Genomic DNA, 17980 nt, shown 5'->3' on the forward strand with positions numbered 1-17980 from the left:
ATCCGCGTCGCTTTAAGTGCGCCGCGGATGTTCAATGCGGTGCTGCTCCGACTTATTCAGGGATTGATCGATGCTCAAAGGATTGTTACGCCTGGCGCCAATTGCCTCGCTGTTAGTCATGCTGTGTTCCATCGCGCACGCCGAAGACGGGCGACGCCTCTTCACCGGCACGCTGGGCAAGATGCCAATCCTTATGGAATTGGAAACGTCTTCTGCTGAACACATAAGCGGCCGCTACTTCTATCAGAAATACCGCAAAGACTTGGTCCTCAGCGGTATCAAGGATGGAGAGACGCTGGTGCTAGATGAAGGTGAGCTTTACGACGAAACAGCGCCTGGGCCTAAAATTCATCTAAATATCGAGCCCCATCGTTTATTCGGAGATTGGAGCAACGGGCAAGGCAAAACGCTGAAGATAGAACTGGTTGAAGCCAAACCGCCAGCCATCCCGGCCGATACTCTTCCCTACCTCGCCAAGCTCCATGACACTGAGCCCTACGAATATCTGCGACTTCAAGGTCTGAAACTCAAACAAGGCAAGACAGAGACCTTCAATGGTTATTCGTTGCAGTGGTGGAGCGAACCGCAAACAAAGTTGACGATGTTTGAAGTTATTTCGGGCTACACCCCTGAAGCGCGGGATCGCATTAATCAGCGGTTGATGGAACGTATGTGGCGGGAAGTGGTGGCGTATTACGGATGCCTCGCTGGCGGTAGCGATACCTCCTCTATCCAAACGATCACACCGTTGCTGATTACCCCATCGCTAATCAGCGCGAACGTCGAAACCGAAGCCCGCTGTGGCGGCCCGCACCCGGATTACAGCGAGTCTCCCATCAACCTGGATGCCAAAACCGGTAAGTTCCTGACGTTAGATGACGTCCTCTGGGTCGGGCAGGGTAAACCGCTGCACTACGAAGAGCTGAATGACGAACAGTCCCCGGATGCGCGCGAAGTTTATTCCGAGTACCGCACCAAAGAATTTGCACCTTGGCTAGTTGGACAGTTGCATAAGCTTCATCCCGATCAGATACCTGGCAGTGACGAGAACTGTGCTTACGGCGAAGAAGACCGTTGGCCGTTCCCGACTTGGTATTTCACTGAGAAGGGAATCAAGCTAGGGCCCTACTTCTCTCATGCGGAAGCGCCGTGTGCATATGTGGAGTGGAATGTTTTGCCCTACAACCTCATCAAACAACACCCCGGCGGCGTAGCGCTGCAATTACCTTAAACTGCGCGCCGCCATTTCCCGCTCTCATATCCAAGGATGATTTGATGTTTAAAGGTCTGTTGCGCCTCGTACTCTGCGCCGCTTTGTTTCTTACGCTGGCCTCAACCGCCCATGCCGAATTCGGTGGGCAGGTTTTCACCGGCACCTTGGGCAAGATGCCGATTGTCGTGGAGCTGAACACCCGCGATGCGAGCGAAGTGACCGGCCGCTACTTCTATGAGAAATTCCATCGCGATCTGGCGCTGAGTGGGGCGTTGCAAGACCAGACCCTGACGCTCAACGAGGGCAATAACCGCTACGGCGATGACAAGCCTCTGCCAACCCTGACGCTGAAACAAACCGCCAGCGGCTGGCAGGGTGAATGGACAAGCCCCAAGGGCAAAACCCTCCCGGTGCAGTTGACCGAGGCCAAACTTACAGCGCCAGCGGCGGACGCCTTGCCCTTCATCGCCGCGCTGCCGAAAAGCGATCCGTACGAGTATTTGCGTGTGCAAGGGCTGAAGCTCAAGCCCGGCAAAAAAGAATCGCTGATGGGCTACAACTTGCAATGGTGGACCGAGCCCGAGTCGAAAATTTCGATGTTCAGCGTCGAGTCAGGTTACCCGAAGGCTGATCAGGCTCGAGTAAACCAGCAGTTGTTGGGGCGCCTGTGGCGAGAGGTCATCAGCTATCACGGCTGCCAGTTGCAGGGCGGGGAGAACGTTGAGTTTGACCAGCATGTCGAACCGGCGCTGCTGTCACCCGACGTGGTCAGCCTGAACATCTCCACCAGCTATTACTGCGGCGGCGCCCACCCGGACTTTGGCGACTCGCCGATCAACCTCGACGTGCACACCGGGCACACCTTGTCCCTGGAAGACGTGCTGTGGGTGGGCGAGGGCAAACCACTGCTGCACGCCGACCGTGACAACGCCGGCGATACGCCTCTGACCAAGGAAGAAGACGAAGCACGCTCGCGCTACCAACGCGAAGTGTTCGTGCCGTGGCTGATCAAACAACTTACCGCGCTGTACCCCGACGACATGAAAAAACCGGCTGAGGGCGACGAAGACGGCTGCGACTTTACCGACGAAAGCGTCTGGGGTTACTCGTCCTGGCGCTTCACCCCGAAAGGACTTTACCTCGGCGCGTACTTTGCCCGAGTGCAACGTTCGTGCGACGCGCCGGATTGGCCAGTGCTGCCGTACTCACTGATCAAACAGCACCCAGGCGCAGTGAAACTGGAACTACCCAAGAGTTAATAGCTACTCCAACCCCGGCGCTTCCCGAACAATAAAGTGATCCAGGTTCTCGATACTCGCACTGAACACCCCGAACGTCTGTTCGGGGTGCGAACGTAATTCACATTCTTGGCGTTGAACGTTGTCAGCACATTCGCTGCATCGAAGGCCAAACGACAGGCATCGTTGGGGCATTGGAAGTGTTCTTTGGCGGAATCGAACTCCATCGTCTCGTCGAAATTCAATTCCCGCACGTCATAGATCGACAGCTTGTCGTCGAGGCTGAGGCAGTAGGCGAGGTCGAATTTTATGGTGGGTTCGGGTCCTTGCAAGCGCGAGCTTGCTCGCGATGGTTGCCAACGATAATGCATAAAACCTGACACCTCGTGGCGTTCTCAGGTTTTCGTCGCAACGCCGCCCGGAGCCAGCTCGCACCGGCACCCATCAGCGCAATCCAGTCCTGCCCATCGCTGCTCAACCCTGGCGGATATCCAGCAACCGTGGCTTGGCAATCGACAGGTAATCCTGCGTATCGAGCACCATTGATGCATCCAGCCGACCGGCGTTGAAGGCGATTTCGCCGTAGCCCGTGGTCAGGGACGGGTCGACGATCAATTGAATCCGCTCATCGAAGGTAAACGGAGGGATGGCGCCGATCCTGCAGCCGGTCAGTTGCATGGCCGTTTGCGCGTTCACCAGCTCGGCTTTTTTTCCTCCCAGGGCCGCTCCGACTTTCTTCATGTCGAGCCTCTGGTCCCCTGGCAGTATCACCAAGGCATAGGGTTCGGCCTGACCCTTTAACGCGCAGAGCATGGCTTTTGCGCCTTGGCCGGGTTCGGTGCCACGGAGTTCGGCGACCCGCGCCGACTGGCCCTCGGCATCGTGCATCAACACCCGATAGGAGGCGGCGTGGGCATCGAGTAGCGCGACCAGGCGATCAAACATGGGCTGCATGGGCTTTCCTCAGGTTTTCAGTAACAGGTCGTAGGACAGTTTGCTGATCAGGATCACCAGCAATACCAGAAACAGCGCCCGGACAAAGGGCACGCCTTTACGCACCGCCAGCCAGGTGCCGGTCAGCGCGCCCAGGATGTTGAAGACCGCCATGGGGAGGGCGATCAGGTACAGCACGTTACCTGTCGGGATGAAGAATATCAGCGCCGCCACATTGGTCGCGATGTTCACCAGCTTGGCTGACGCCGAGGCGTGCAGGAAGTCGAAGGCGAAGCAGCGGATAAACAGGAAGATCAGGAAGGTACCGGTGCCAGGGCCGAACAGCCCGTCGTAGAAACCGATGGCGCCGCCGATGACGACCGCCAGCCACTTCTGCCGGATACCGATGAAAGTGGGGGCGTGCAGGGCGCCGAAGTCCTTTTTGCAGAAGGTGTATATCGCCATCAGCACGATCAATACCAGCACCGCCGGGCGCATCACTGACTGGGGCACGAACGATACCGTGGCCGCGCCGAAGAAGGCCATGACAAAGGCGGCGCAGGCGGCTGGAATCACCAAGCCCCAGTCGATCACCACCTTGCGCACGAAGGACCGAGCTGCGAACGCGGTGCCGAACGCGGCCGCGACTTTGTTGGTCCCCAGCAGCGCCGCCGGTGGTGCGGCGGGCAGCACGTTGAACAATGCGGGTATCTGGATCAGGCCGCCGCCGCCCACCGCCGCATCGATCAGGCCGGCGGCGAAGGCGAACACACAAAGAAGGACAATATCGACCATTAATATCAGGCTCTGGCGATGAAGGGTTGTTGGGGGTTCATCGCCAGCACGCGGGCCGGGTCATTGACCCCGAAAACCCGCAGCAGCCAGCGGTCGCGCCCGTCGTAGCGCGGGGTAAAACCTTCCCTGGCATGCAGGGTTTGCTGGTTCTTGAAGATCAGCATGTCCCCTGGTTGCAGCAGGACGGAGCGTACGACGTCGGGGTGATTGGCGGCGGCTTCAAACAGCTGCAGGGCCAACTTCGCGATGGCGCAGGTGGCGGTGACACTGGCTTTGTTGTAACGGCAAAACAGCTCGCCGGTTGCGCTTTTGTACAGCAGGGGGACGTGTTCCAGCACATTGCCCGGCTTGCCGAAGGACACCGGTCGGCGAATGGCGAACTGCGGTTGTGACAAGGCTGTTTCAACCCAGTCGGGCAACATGGCCAGCACCTCGCTAATGGCAACGATGCGGGTCGGCACATCCAGCTCGCAGCGCAGGCCGGTCAGGCACAGGTACTCCGGACAGGCCGACAACGCTGAGACCGGTTCGCAGGTCAAGGGCAGGTGCGGGTTGTCGACGTGCATGCACAGGTCCATGCGCGATCCATAGGAGCTCTCTTCGGTTTCACGCTGGCGCTTGGGCGACACGTGGCGGAACACCGTGTCGTCGTTTTCACCCTCGTAGGCCACCGGATGGGTTTGCAGGGTCTGCAGCACCGCCAGGATCGCGCCGGCCACTACCCGCAGTTGCTCGATACCCGGCGCCATGTCGTAGGGGGTGGCGGGCAGGTGCGAGTCCAGGGGCAACCCCCTGACGATCATTGCCGCCTCGGGAGCCTTGGGGAAGTTGCGCAAGCGATCGATTTTTTCACCGCACAGGACGCTCTCAAGCAGCTGCCCCAAAGCCGGCATGTGACGGATACCCGAGAGACTGTCGGTCACGTCCAGGGAGGCCAGGCCGGCGTGTAACGCGTGCCGTTCTTCGAACGAAACATGAATTGTCGGTATCGCCTGTCGGGTTGAGCTCGCTGAGTGACTGCGCTGCCAGTCACGAATGTGTTCACCCCCAGAGGTCGTTGATGTCCCGACCATTTTTTCCATCTTTGCCATGTCCATTTGCTCCTGTTTGCCTACATCCCTGTAAGTTGAGCGCGAAGGTTAACGGAAGGGCCTTTTTTGTGTTGCAATGCCACGTTGCGATAAATGCAATGAGGTGATCAATGGCTCTGGATCAGTTATGGACGCTTGAAGCCTTCGCGACCGTCGCGCGCAAGCGCAGCTTTGTCGCGGCGGCACGCACGCTGGGCCGCTCCCCCAGTGCGTTGACCCGCGCCGTTCAAGGCCTGGAGGACAGTGCCGGGGTCAAGTTGTTTAATCGCTCCTCCAGCGTCGTAAGCTTGACTGAGGCGGGTGAACGCTTGCTGCCCCACGCCTGCAAAATGCTGGAATTGCAACGTGAGGCGGATGAAGACCTGGCCGGTCTGAGCGGCATGGCGAGCGGCTGGGTGCGTTTTTCCGCCCCCGAGTCCCTCGGCCACGGCGTTTTGCCGCAATTGATCGCGCAGTACGCCGAGGATTATCCGGATGTGAACGTCGACGTGATCTTCACCGATGGGACCCTCGACCCGGTCAAGAGCAAGCTGGACTTCTCGATTCGCGGCGCGTTTGCGCAATCCAGTGACCTGATCGGCTATCCACTCTGGAGTTACTCGCGTCATCTGTACGCCAGCCCCGGCTACCTGCAGCGGCGCGGGACGCCTGAGGCCATTGAAGCGCTGGAGACCCACGCGCTGATCCTGCACACGGCGCCGCGCATCCTCAAGGAATGGAATTTCCGCAGTGAGCAGCAGGCCATCAGCGTTCGGGTCCATCCACGGTTTCGTTTCAGCTCGGGCGTGGCGGTGTTGCAGGCCGCCCTGGCGGGCATCGGAATCGCCCGCCTGGCGGACTGGCTGGCGGAGCCCGAAGTGCAAGCGGGGCGCCTGCGCCGGGTCTGCCCCGAGTACCGGCTCACCTCCAGCAACGGTGACAGCCCGCAGATGCACGCGGTGTACCCGGCCGGGAACCTGCCACTGCGGGTGAAGGCACTGCTGGAGGTGATTCGCGGGTTTGGTGCCAGTCTTGAGCGCAAGCATGGACCTTAAACGCAAGCGTGCGGCCAACTCACCTTCAGAGCTCCAGCATTAAGGGCGATGGTGTCCGCGTATTGGGCGCACCCCTTACACTGAATACGCATGACCAAACCACTTGTGAATCTACCAAATGCACTCGAAGCGATTTAGATGTTTTGGAGCAGACCCGAATAGCGGAAATGAAGCTTTGGTCATTTTTGAAGGGGTTTCCTCCGGACGGTCGATAGCTGAGCGTCAAAGTTTTGCAGCCGCGCAGAAGGCTAAGGCTTGCGTGTTTATCAACATAATGGAGGATGGTGTCGGGTCGTGCGTTCTCGATTTTTATTATCCGCATGCCAGAAGTCCGCTCTGTCTGCACGCATCACTGGCGGCCGCGTATTACTTGCACACCCATAATGTCGCTGAATATTCCGGGTCGGTGCTGACATCCATGAATAAACAGTTATTGACCTTTACGCACTCAGGAAATGAGCTGCACATCAGCGTCGAACCTGATCAAGTGAAAATGCCTGTACCCTCTATGGGGGCCGTTGCAAAACTGCTCGGCTGTACTGAATCGGCGATCAAGCCCCCCGCTGCAATAGCGTCAATTGGTAGTCCGAAGTTATTGGTTGAAATGGTCAGTCCAGAGGCGTTGTACGCGTTGCGCCCCCCACTGAATGGGATTGTTGAATGGGGGAAGGTGTCAGCCGTGAGCGGCGTTTATGCCTACGCGCACCACGAACTGAATAAGTACGAGGGACGAAATTTCAATCATCTGGATGAGAACCTGGAGGATGCTGCAACGGGGGTGGCGGCTGGCGCGCTCAGTTTATTTCTGGCAAGAAACATCATCCTGTCCCAAGGCGTCATGCTGGGCAATCGGTGTCAAATCAGCGCGTCTGATTGTGATGGATTGATCAGTGTTGGGGGCCTGGTTTTCGAAGCATGACAACAGCGTTCGCCTGCGTGGTGAACAAACGCCGGTCTGCATACTCGGGTCGCGGCGGGACATGGTGGACGGATGTAGAGGAACGTCTCGAGTATAAGCCTGCTCACCGTGCCGGATGATTTTCTCCGGTCAGAATGCGCTACCCGCGCCAGCCATCAGCGCGACGTGATGGTGCCTTGGCTGATCAAGCAATTCACCGCGCTCTATCCAGATGAAATGAAAAAACCGTCTGAAGGCGATGAAGACACCTGCGACTACACCGACGAAAGTGTCTGGGGTTACTCCAACTGGCACTTCACCGCGAAGGGCTTGTACCTAGGCGCCTACTTCGCCCGTTTCCAACGGGGATGCGACTCGCCGGACTGGTCAGTGCTGCCGTACTCGCTGATCAAACAGCACCCCGGCGCAGTGAAACTGGAACTACCCAAGAGTTAATAGCTACTCCAACCCCGGTGCTTCCCGAACAATAAAGTGATCCAGGTTCTCAATACTCGCACTGAACACCCCGAACGTTTGCTCGGGGTTTTTCTTGCTCGGCACCTGCTTCAACTCCGGCGTCACGCCATAGAAGAAACAGAACAACTCCTTCCCGCTCTCGATGGCATGCTTGATCTCTTCCAGAAACGCCTTGCGCTTGCGGTAGTTGTCGATCAGCTTCTTGCTCAAATAAACATTCACCGAGTAAGGCTTCTTCTTCGCCTCGTCCGGCGCCTTGAACCAGACCTTCTGTTCAAAATCGATGCGAAAGCTCTGGGTGTAATCCTTGATCTCCTTGATCTTGCCCCAGTAAATCAGCCCCTTGTTGTCCTGTAGATACTCAATCTTCTTGAAGAACGACCCATAAGGCGCCGTATGCTCGCCAATCTTCAGCGGCGTGCGCTTGAGCAACTCCTTGTCCTCGAAGTTCGACACAAAACACTCCACCGGATGAGCGAAGACACTGGTCTTGTCCGGCGCCGACTCCCGAGTTGGATGCTCAGCGTGGCTGTCCGCTGCAACCGGTTTTATGTCATCCCGCACCATATCCGCCGCCACCGCCGGGCTCGACGGCTTACGCACATACTCACGCCGAGTCAGCAACAACTCCGACGGAAAATGCTCCTCGCGACTGTCATCCGTTTCCGCACCGTCCGCCTCAAGCCCCGACGCCGGCGTCTTCAAACTGACATAAGGACAATCCGCCACATGCCGCGTGCTGGGCGTGTTCTTGAAGTGCGGGGTGCGAACGTAATTCACATTCTTGGCGTTGAACGTCGTCAACACATTCAACCCATCGAAGGCCGCTCTGCAGGCGTCATTGGGACATTGGAAGTGTTCCTTGGCGGAGTCGAACTCCATCGTCTCGTCGAAATTCAAATCCCGCACGTCATAGATCGACAGCTTGTCGTCGAGGCTGAGGCAGTAGGCGAGGTCGAATTTCATGGTGGGCTCGGGTCCTTGAGTGGGGGAGGGTATTAATAGAGGGAGGCGCGGCGGGTTGCACTGACTGTTTTCAAAACACCGCAAAACCCGTGGCAACACACCAAACCTGTGGGAGCGAGCCTGCTCGCGAATCCCCGCATCAACGCGATCAATCTACCCCGCGCCGACTCCGCAGCAACACACCTTACTGTGGCGAGGGAGCTTGCTCCCGCTGGGCTGCGCAGCAGCCCCAAACCCGGCAAACGCGTTGCATCAGACAGATCGAGTTGTTTGCATGGCGACTGCTTCGCAGCCGAACGGGAGCAAGCTCCCTCGCCACAGATGTTGTTCAGTCCAGCTTCTCACGCTTCAACCGTTCTATCTTCTGATAAAGCGACTCGGTGAATTCGTCTTTGTCGTTGGCATGATGGCAACGCTTATGACAGTTAGGACAAAGGGCGACCGCGTTACTCCGACGATCCGATCCGCGGTCAGCTAAATGCTTTACATGGTGGACCTCAAGAAAGCGAGTGCCATCAGCCTGTTCGAAAGGACCTGGCTGATTGCAACCTTCGCAAATCCCTTTTGCGTTATCCAAAATCCAGGCTTTGATCCGAGGGGAACGAGCGTACGAGGTGGTGGTGACCGTTACCTTTTTGGGCTTCTCTATACCTTCCGGTTCGCCTAGGAGTTTTTTTCCTCGAAGCTTTTCAGTTCGACGGTTAAGCGTCTCTTCGTCCGCAGTTGGTAAATAGTCGTCAAGGTCGATCACGCCTCTTGAGGCAAGGATTATTTCTACACGCGCTGCTACCCCTGACCCGATATTTGCCATTAAGGGGTAACTATTAGGCTTGAGGCCTAACTCTACAAACAGGAACGAAAGGTTCTGTAAGCGGAAATCTACGGCTTTGGTGCTGCGATTGATTAATACCCCTTCTTGCAGCATTCGCTGTTCATGCGGTTTGTCGACGGCCTGACCGGCCTCTTCGTGCGCAAGAATTTTTAGATAGGTATCGACCGAAGCTGCTAGCTCCTCGTCAGTCCATCTAGATTGCTTCTTTTCAGTGTCCATACAATCGCCGAGGGTTGAAAACCCTCGGACGATACTGAGTGGCCATTACGACTGTCTACGAAAATTCCTACAGAAAAGACCGACGCGTCGTTCAAGCTATCCTACAAAGACACTGCCGCACTAACCCACCGACTGCTTAGACGACTGAAACACCTCCCAAACCCTCCGCCACCAAGGCTTAACCACCGGCACCCGCCGCCGCGTGCGATTGAGCAATAAATAAGGCATGTCACGCAGCCGAATCCAGCCTTCATCCTGCCAATGCAACAGACTCAATGACATCTCCGGCCAATCCAGCAAACTCAACATCGGCCGATCAGAATTCTTCGACTGCCCCGCATCGCGTAAGGCTGGCACCACTTGATGGGTCAGCCATTCACGCAACAATCGATTTCCTGGCGCGTAGTGATAGACCAGGAGCGCGTACACGCCTGACTCGCTGAGCATCAACCGTTTCTCTGGTTGGCCGTGGTAGTCGATCAGCAACGTATGCCGTTGATCTTCATCCAGTTTACTCACTACACGATCACTCAGATGAAAGCCCATCAAGCGACCCAGATCGCGGGCGCAGAACCATGGCTGGTTTTCCAGTAGGAGGGCGTGGAGGGGGAGGTTGTGGCGGGCGAATACTGTTGGGATGAATGGATCAAGCATGACCGATCTCCGAGACGGAGGGACGGAGTGAAATCGTTATGGGCATTTCCATTACCTCTACGTAGTTTTGGAGAGGGCCAATACCCGACGTAGAGGATTCAAGAAAATCCCAACAAGCACTCGCTCTCAAACAAAAAGTCGCACGTCTGTCTCCGAGACGAGCACGATTCTGTGTGAGTGAGCAGCTTCTACGTTGGGCGTTTCTTAGGCACCTGCGATGGAGCTTAGAGATGCTTTGATTGGGCAGCAACGCGGAAGCGGCTGTAAATGTTGTAGGAGTTTTAGCGTCGTGGCGTAGGGATGAGCAAAGCATATTCATCCGACCCCAAAAAAAGCCCCGATCAGATCGGGGCTCCTTCTTGAGCCTACATAGTTAGCCTTTAGGGGGGAACGGATCGTCTCCGTAGGTATTGCGTTCGCGAATTTGTCCGTTCTGTCCGTGGATAAGCATTTCGCTTCCCTGATTTATTGCAATTTCGCGCGCGAGCTCAATAGCTTCTGCCTGGGTGCCGACAACTTTTGTTGCCTTCGAGTTGCCTGCACCTTTAACTGCCCAGTCGTTGCCATGGGGAACGACGTGTTGATTTTTCTTAGACATGATGTGGTTCTCTCTTCAAGTTTATGTCTGAGCGTTAGCAAATAATTTGCCTAGCTTGCCGATTTACTTTGGAAACCAAATTTCGTGCGAAATCCGATCTCCGACGATCAGCCGTTGACACCGCTCAAAGGTCGTCCATAATCACGCCCCGCATTCCCAAATGCTTTCGTGATTGTGGGTTTCCCCGATTACGGCCCGTACGAGTGGGCTTTGTTCACCTGTACGGTCAAGGCCCGCAGCATCCGCTCGAACGGTTGCTGTGGGTTTCTTGTTTTTGCCCCCTCATCTTTTTCGCAATCTCTCGATAGCAGACGTCAAGGCTCTATTCTTAGCTACTGCTAGATGCTCAGTGGTTAACAGTCGTGCGCAGAAACATTGAGTAGGAGCCGCTAATCTCAATGACTGCGGCTCCGCTCTGACTTATTTCTCATTCAAAAAAGTACGATGGGCCAAAAAACCACATCGTTACTTTAGGCAGTGCACTCGGAATCAATCCCAGCTAAGCGCACCACCTGTTTGGTACTCGATTACGCGAGTCTCAAAGAAATTCTTCTCTTTCTTCAAGTCCATAATCTCGCTCATCCAAGGGAACGGGTTCGTAGTCCCCGGATACTCTTCTTTAAGACCGATCTGCGAAAGACGACGGTTAGCAATAAACTTGAGGTAGTCCTCCATCATCGCCGCATTCATCCCCAACACCCCGCGAGGCATGGTATCGCGAGCGTATTCAATCTCCAGCTGAGTACCCTGCAGAATCATCTGCGAAGCTTCTTCCTTCATCTCAGCATCCCACAAGTGCGGGTTTTCGATTTTGATCTGGTTGATCACGTCGATGCCGAAGTTCAGGTGCATGGATTCGTCGCGCAGGATGTATTGGAACTGCTCGGCGACGCCGGTCATTTTGTTGCGGCGGCCCATGGAGAGGATTTGGGTGAAGCCGCAGTAGAAGAAGATGCCTTCCAGGACGCAGTAGTAGGCGATCAGGTTGCGCAGCAGTTCTTTGTCGGTTTCGACGGTGCCGGTTTCGAACTTCGGATCGGAGATCGAGCGGGTGTATTTGAGGCCCCAAGTGGCTTTTTTCGCGACCGATGGGATCTCGTGGTACATGTTGAAGATCTCGCCTTCATCCATGGCCAGCGATTCGATGCAGTACTGGTAGGCGTGGGTGTGGATCGCTTCCTCGAAAGCTTGGCGCAGGATGTACTGGCGGCATTCCGGGTTGGTGATCAGGCGGTACACGGCCAGGACCAGGTTGTTGGCAACCAGGGAGTCGGCGGTGGAGAAGAAGCCGAGGTTGCGCATGACGATGCGGCGTTCGTCGTCGGTCAGGCCTTCCGGGTCTTTCCAGAGGGCGATGTCGGCGGTCATGTTGACTTCTTGCGGCATCCAGTGGTTTGCGCAACCGTCCAGGTACTTCTGCCAAGCCCAGTCGTACTTGAATGGCACGAGTTGGTTGAGGTCGGCGCGGCAGTTGATCATGCGCTTTTCGTCGACGGCGACACGGGCGGAGGCGCCTTCGAGTTCGGCCAGGCCTTCGGCAACGTCGAGGTTGTCCAGGGCAGCCTTGGCACGGGCGATGGCGGCGGAGTCGGACGCGGTCACGGCACGCGCTTCTTGGGCGGCGACGCCACCGGCGGTGTCGAGGCGGTCCATGTTGGCTTCAGTCGCGTGGCCAGCGTTGGCGCCTTTTACGGCTACTTCGCCCGTGTCTTCTTTGTCGAATTCGTCCCAGCTCAGCATGACGTGTCGTCTCCTGCGTGAGGGCCAGTTGCCCGTGTGATGGTTTTTCACACGGTCGTACTGACCGCGTTGGATCTAAAGGAATCGTTTTTTGCAGCAGCTATACGCAGGCATCAAACAGAATTTTGTACGGAGGATCCGAAGCAGCCGAGGTGCGCAGAAACGTGAACGGCGTCTGCTTGGGCTTCGGACTGACTGTTCATCCCCTGTAAGGGAATATTGCAGGCCCGTTTAAGCCCGCATTATAGGGAAAAAATTGCCTTCGTGGTGCGACCAAGTGGCACTGGGAACGGTCGGCGGGGCGCGTTTTGAGGTTGGAGCGAGGGTTTACAGGGCTTTGGCGGATGAAGTTTTTTTTCGCTTTTTTTTGGCTGGTTTTTGACGGTGGAGTCGGGGTGTGGGTGTCGTTGCGGTCTGTTGATGTGCCGCAAGCCAGACAGGGCACGGCTTACAGGGCGATGCAGAGGGTTTTGTGGACGCGATTGTGTGCAGTTTTCAGCTGAAAATGTTTTGATGCGGTTTTGCTCAAAAAACAGCCAAAATCACTACATGTTGTGGTTTTGGTCGATTTTCAACCACTCCAGACACAACTAAGCCCGACCGAAGTCGGGCCCTAATGTCGCGTTCAGCCATCAGCTGAAACGGGCAGCGCCGACGCGATCTGCACCATCAGCGGCAAGCTTGGCCGCGCCAGTGTGGTCGGCACCGTCAGAAGCCAGTTTCGCAGCACCAGTGTGATCAGCACCATCGGAGGCGAAAGACGCCGAACCGGTATGGTCGTAGCCATCGGAAGCGACAGCCGCATCGCTGGTAAAAGCAGCCGAGCCAGTGCGGTCATAACCGTCGGCGGCAAAAGCGCTGCCGGCCAGTACGGAGAGGGTCAGGGCGAGGATCAGTTGGGTTTTCATGGTAGTGGCTCCAGGTTCGTTGGCGTTTTGTGCCTTGGGTGTGGAATTCATACTACGCCAGTAAATTTGATTAAAAAGAGCAGATAATTGCACTAAACAATCGTATCTATCGATGTATACGGTTCGGCGCTTCATCTGCCTTAAGCAGCGGGCAAATGGGTCGAACCGTTAAGGGGAGTGCGGGTGATTAGCCGTTAGAGCAGCCGTTACCCATAACGCTGTAACGCAGGATGTGGCGTTGGCCTTTGGAGTCGTCGTATTCCATTTTCATCGGAACAACTTCACACACGTTCGGGACTTCGCTCATGGACACGATGTTGGCGATGTCCAGGTGGGTGGAGTAAGTGTATTCCTCAACTACCACGGGTTTTTGCTGTGCGACATCAGTCGGGATCTCGTCTGCCATGGCGGTTGCGCACAGACTGCTGAGGGCCAGAACTAATAAAGCTTTCATTTCAAATTTACCTTTCTAAAGTCGAGAGGGGTCACGCAATCCTTTTGGGATTGCGTGTGGAACTTCAGTACTTGGTTTTTGATTAACTGCCTTCGTGGGGGCTGCAACTTGGTTAATCAGGTTTGCCTTGTTGGCGAGGCTGATTTTAGGCGTCGGGTTTACATTCATATACCCATGCTTTTGATAAACACCTTTCGCGGATTTGGTAACAATCCTTGAAAAGATCAAAAGATCGCAGGCTTCGCCAGCTCCTACAGGGGATGTGGAGGCCCGGGTTGCGTGGCTTCGAGCGGTTTAACGGGATATTCACAGCATTTTGTAGGGGCTTGTTACTACCATCGTCGAATGGTTCTATAGGCCCGGCCCGGCTACAACAGGGTCATACAAAAACAACTATTCCACCGAGGTAAGAAAGATGAGTGCGGCTTCTCTGTATCCCGTTCGTCCCGAGGTAGCAGCCAATACGCTGACTGACGAGGCGACCTACAAAGCCATGTACCAGCAGTCGGTCGTCAACCCGGACGGCTTCTGGCGCGAACAAGCCAAGCGCCTCGACTGGATCAAGCCTTTCACCACGGTGAAGCAGACGTCCTTTGACGATCACCATGTCGACATCAAATGGTTCGCCGACGGCACGCTGAACGTTTCCTACAACTGCCTCGACCGTCATCTGGCCGAGCGCGGTGATCAAATCGCGATTATCTGGGAAGGGGATGACCCGGCCGAGAGCCGCAACATCACCTACCGCGAGCTGCACGAAGAAGTCTGCAAGTTCGCCAACGCCTTGCGCGGCCAGGATGTGCACCGCGGCGACGTGGTGACTATCTATATGCCGATGATCCCCGAAGCCGTGGTCGCCATGCTGGCCTGCACCCGGATCGGCGCGATTCACTCGGTGGTGTTCGGTGGTTTCTCGCCGGAAGCCCTGGCGGGTCGCATCATCGACTGCAAATCCAAAGTGGTGATCACCGCCGATGAAGGCATTCGTGCCGGCAAGAAGATCCCGCTCAAGTCCAACGTCGACGACGCGCTGACCAACCCGGAAACCAGCAGCATCCAGAAAGTCATTGTGTGCAAGCGCACCGGTGGCAACATCAAGTGGAACCAGCATCGCGACATCTGGTACGAAGACCTGATGAAAGTGGCGGGCACTGTCTGCGCGCCGAAAGAAATGGGCGCTGAAGAAGCGCTGTTCATCCTTTACACCTCGGGTTCGACCGGTAAGCCGAAAGGTGTGCAGCACACCACCGCGGGTTATCTGTTGTACGCGGCGCTGACCCACGAGCGCGTGTTCGACTACCGTCCGGGCGAAGTCTACTGGTGCACAGCCGACGTCGGTTGGGTCACCGGCCACACCTATATTGTCTACGGCCCGCTGGCCAATGGCGCGACCACCCTGCTGTTCGAAGGCGTGCCGAACTACCCGGACATCACCCGGGTGGCGAAGATCGTCGACAAGCATAAGGTCAACATCCTCTACACCGCACCAACCGCCATCCGCGCGATGATGGCCTCGGGCAAGGCGGCTGTTGAAGGCGCCGATGGCAGCAGCCTGCGTCTGTTGGGGTCGGTCGGTGAGCCGATCAACCCGGAAGCGTGGGATTGGTACTACAAGAATGTCGGCCAGTCCCGTTGCCCGATCGTCGATACCTGGTGGCAGACCGAGACCGGCGCCACGCTGATGAGCCCGCTGCCGGGTGCGCACGCACTCAAACCGGGTTCAGCGGCTCGACCATTTTTCGGCGTGGTGCCAGCGTTGGTGGACAACCTGGGCAACATCATCGAAGGCGTCGCCGAGGGCAACCTGGTGATTCTCGATTCGTGGCCAGGCCAGGCGCGCACGCTGTATGGCGACCATGACCGCTTCGTCGATACTTACTTCAAGACGTTCCGTGGCATGTATTTCACCGGTGACGGTGCTCGTCGCGACGAAGACGGTTACTACTGGATCACCGGTCGTGTGGATGACGTGCTTAACGTTTCTGGCCACCGGATGGGCACTGCCGAAATCGAAAGCGCGATGGTTGCTCACCCGAAAGTCGCCGAAGCGGCGGTGGTCGGTGTGCCGCATGACATCAAAGGGCAGGGCATCTATGTCTACGTCACCTTGATCGGTGGCGAAGAGCCAAGCGAGCAATTGCGCCTGGAGCTGAAAAACTGGGTGCGTAAGGAGATCGGACCGATTGCTTCGCCGGATGTTATCCAGTGGGCGCCGGGGCTGCCGAAAACCCGTTCGGGCAAGATCATGCGCCGGATTCTGCGCAAGATTGCCACGGCTGAATACGACGGGTTGGGGGATATCTCCACCCTGGCGGATCCGGGCGTGGTGCAGCATTTGATTGATACGCACAAGACCATGAACGTCGCGTAAGCGCGGTTTCTGAGTCGACGAAGCCCTGTCCGGCATTGCGCCGGGTGGGGCTTTTTGTTGACTGATGTTTTTGTGTTGGCAGTACTGGCCTCTTCGCGAGCAAGCCCGCTCCCACATTAAATCTGCGGCGAACACAGAGTGTGTGTCAGACGCAGATCCCCTGTGGGAGCGGGCTTGCTCGCGAAAGCGGTCTGTCAGACACCTGATCAACAACGCCCAATAATTATCGGCCTCACGTGTAGGCGATTTCCCACTGTTACCCCGTCCCAAGAAAGTAACTGAATGTGTAACCGCCCGCCCCGATCCGGGGCATTGGGAAACGCAAAGCCCCGTATCAGGGCCTCTCAACCCCCTCCGAAAAATTAGACATCACGCTGCGCTTGCCGGATTAGAAGGGTTTGCCAATAATAGGCCCGCAATTTGCAGCATAGATCGGTTCACTATCTTTTGCTCTTGCATGAAATTGCGAGGCTGTCAACGTGCCCAAGCGGCATTCTCAGTGCATCTGTAATTTGTTGTCGCATTGAAGAAATATCGGCTTCCGGCCTGTCGTTAGAATGCCGATCACTCGCTCGTCGTTGCTCGCGTTGAAATCAACGTGGGTTTCCAGGACGCAGCACCGCATTCCGGTTTAACCCATTCGCATATTGGGCCTGTGCTCACTCTGCCGTTTTTGCCCTTTACCGATGGAGTCCCAAGATGAAGAAACTTGTGCTGCTTGGCGCCCTGGCACTGTCCGTGCTGTCCCTGCCGACCTTCGCCGATGAAAAACCTCTGAAAATCGGTATCGAAGCTGCTTACCCTCCGTTTGCCTCCAAGGCGCCGGACGGCAGCATTGTTGGTTTTGACTACGACATCGGCAACGCCCTGTGCGAACAGATGCAGGTCAAGTGCGTCTGGGTCGAGCAAGAGTTCGACGGTCTGATCCCGGCACTTAAAGTGCGCAAGATCGACGCGATCCTGTCGTCCATGTCGATCACTGAAGATCGCAAGAAGTCTGTGGACTTCACCAACAAGTACTACAACACCCCGGCTCGCCTGGTCATGAAGGCCGGCACTCAAGTCAGCGAAGGCTTGACTGAGCTCAAGGGTAAGAACATCGGCGTACAACGTGGTTCGATCCATGAGCGTTTCGCCCGCGAAGTCCTGGCCCCGCTGGGTGCCGAGATCAAGCCTTACGGTTCGCAGAACGAAATCTACCTCGACGTAGCTGCCGGCCGCCTCGACGGTACCGTGGCTGACGCAACCCTGCTGGATGACGGCTTCCTGAAAACCGACGCTGGCAAAGGTTTCGCCTTCGTTGGCCCGGCCTTCACCGACGTCAAATACTTCGGCGACGGCGTAGGTATTGCAGTTCGTAAAGGTGACGCACTGAAAGACAAGATCAACGGTGCGATCGCTGCCATTCGCGAGAACGGCAAGTACAAGCAAATCCAGGACAAGTACTTCGCCTTCGATATCTACGGTAAGTAACACGTCCCGGCGACAAGTCCGAAATGGCGCAAGCAACAGGATCTCTGAGGTTTGCGCCATTTTTTCATCCCAACTTTCGAGGACCT

16 protein-coding genes and 2 pseudogenes are annotated in these 17980 nt (G+C 56.4%); 7 read left to right on the forward strand and 11 right to left on the reverse strand.

The genetic code is table 11. The annotated features are described in order from the left end of the window. Positions 1-70 precede the first annotated feature (70 nt). The gene (locus AC1MEW_RS11020; protein ID WP_480426240.1) at positions 71-1231 is read left to right on the forward strand and encodes a hypothetical protein; all 1161 of its coding nucleotides are present in this window, start codon (positions 71-73) and stop codon (positions 1229-1231) included. A gap of 44 nt (positions 1232-1275) precedes the next feature. Next, entirely contained in the window at positions 1276-2472 is a 1197-nt protein-coding gene (locus tag AC1MEW_RS11025) for a hypothetical protein (protein WP_322269390.1), read from the forward strand. A gap of 56 nt (positions 2473-2528) precedes the next feature. On the opposite strand, the pseudogene AC1MEW_RS11030 reads toward AC1MEW_RS11025, so the two are convergent. The 4 genes and pseudogenes from AC1MEW_RS11030 to AC1MEW_RS11045 form a co-directional block, all read right to left on the reverse strand. Next, a pseudogene (locus AC1MEW_RS11030) lies at positions 2529-2762 on the reverse strand (hypothetical protein); the annotation flags it as partial. Positions 2763-2925: 163 nt separating this feature from the next. Then, positions 2926-3405 carry a YbaK/prolyl-tRNA synthetase associated domain-containing protein gene (locus AC1MEW_RS11035; RefSeq protein WP_323570223.1) on the reverse strand — a complete coding sequence of 160 codons (480 nt, stop codon included), beginning with the start codon at positions 3403-3405 and terminating at the stop codon, positions 2926-2928. A gap of 9 nt (positions 3406-3414) precedes the next feature. Next, positions 3415-4179 (reverse strand): sulfite exporter TauE/SafE family protein, encoded by a 765-nt coding sequence (locus AC1MEW_RS11040; RefSeq protein WP_201193904.1) that lies wholly within the window; start codon positions 4177-4179, stop codon positions 3415-3417. Positions 4180-4184: 5 nt separating this feature from the next. Further along, a complete protein-coding gene (locus AC1MEW_RS11045) occupies positions 4185-5270 on the reverse strand; it encodes a TauD/TfdA family dioxygenase (protein WP_322269389.1) in 1086 nt (361 codons plus the stop codon). A 110-nt stretch (positions 5271-5380) separates the two neighbouring features. Between AC1MEW_RS11045 and AC1MEW_RS11050 the strand changes: the two genes are divergently transcribed. The 3 genes and pseudogenes from AC1MEW_RS11050 to AC1MEW_RS11060 form a co-directional block, all read left to right on the forward strand. Continuing rightward, positions 5381-6304 carry a LysR family transcriptional regulator gene (locus tag AC1MEW_RS11050; protein WP_480426244.1) on the forward strand — a complete coding sequence of 308 codons (924 nt, stop codon included), beginning with the start codon at positions 5381-5383 and terminating at the stop codon, positions 6302-6304. Positions 6305-6479: 175 nt separating this feature from the next. Further along, positions 6480-7223: a PhzF family phenazine biosynthesis protein gene (locus tag AC1MEW_RS11055; RefSeq protein WP_480426246.1), complete on the forward strand. Its 744-nt coding sequence runs from the start codon at positions 6480-6482 to the stop codon at positions 7221-7223. Between the two features lie 150 nt (positions 7224-7373). Next, positions 7374-7658, forward strand: a pseudogene (locus tag AC1MEW_RS11060) (hypothetical protein); the annotation flags it as partial. 3 nt (positions 7659-7661) lie between these two features. Here AC1MEW_RS11060 and AC1MEW_RS11065 read toward each other — a convergent pair. The 7 genes from AC1MEW_RS11065 to AC1MEW_RS11095 form a co-directional block, all read right to left on the reverse strand. Then, positions 7662-8645 carry a hypothetical protein gene (locus tag AC1MEW_RS11065; protein ID WP_480426248.1) on the reverse strand — a complete coding sequence of 328 codons (984 nt, stop codon included), beginning with the start codon at positions 8643-8645 and terminating at the stop codon, positions 7662-7664. Between the two features lie 328 nt (positions 8646-8973). Next, complete coding sequence (locus tag AC1MEW_RS11070; RefSeq protein ID WP_323570225.1) at positions 8974-9696, reverse strand: HNH endonuclease; 723 nt, start codon at positions 9694-9696, stop codon at positions 8974-8976. Positions 9697-9816: 120 nt separating this feature from the next. Beyond that, positions 9817-10350: a BRO-N domain-containing protein gene (locus AC1MEW_RS11075; protein ID WP_322269382.1), complete on the reverse strand. Its 534-nt coding sequence runs from the start codon at positions 10348-10350 to the stop codon at positions 9817-9819. Between the two features lie 373 nt (positions 10351-10723). Beyond that, entirely contained in the window at positions 10724-10948 is a 225-nt protein-coding gene (locus AC1MEW_RS11080) for a DUF2188 domain-containing protein (RefSeq protein WP_082356588.1), read from the reverse strand. 489 nt (positions 10949-11437) lie between these two features. Then, complete coding sequence (locus tag AC1MEW_RS11085; protein ID WP_092279009.1) at positions 11438-12688, reverse strand: ribonucleotide-diphosphate reductase subunit beta; 1251 nt, start codon at positions 12686-12688, stop codon at positions 11438-11440. 632 nt (positions 12689-13320) lie between these two features. Further along, the gene (locus AC1MEW_RS11090) at positions 13321-13596 is read right to left on the reverse strand and encodes a hypothetical protein (RefSeq protein WP_480426252.1); all 276 of its coding nucleotides are present in this window, start codon (positions 13594-13596) and stop codon (positions 13321-13323) included. A gap of 187 nt (positions 13597-13783) precedes the next feature. After that, a complete protein-coding gene (locus AC1MEW_RS11095) occupies positions 13784-14050 on the reverse strand; it encodes a DUF2790 domain-containing protein (protein ID WP_201256357.1) in 267 nt (88 codons plus the stop codon). A gap of 415 nt (positions 14051-14465) precedes the next feature. Between AC1MEW_RS11095 and acs the strand changes: the two genes are divergently transcribed. Further along, entirely contained in the window at positions 14466-16421 is a 1956-nt protein-coding gene (acs, locus tag AC1MEW_RS11100) for an acetate--CoA ligase (protein ID WP_201205967.1), read from the forward strand. A 699-nt stretch (positions 16422-17120) separates the two neighbouring features. Next, complete coding sequence (locus AC1MEW_RS11105; protein WP_201193875.1) at positions 17121-17894, forward strand: ABC transporter substrate-binding protein; 774 nt, start codon at positions 17121-17123, stop codon at positions 17892-17894. Positions 17895-17980: the final 86 nt, after the last annotated feature.

The sequence above is a fragment of the Pseudomonas sp. ASL4 genome (genome assembly GCF_056680395.1).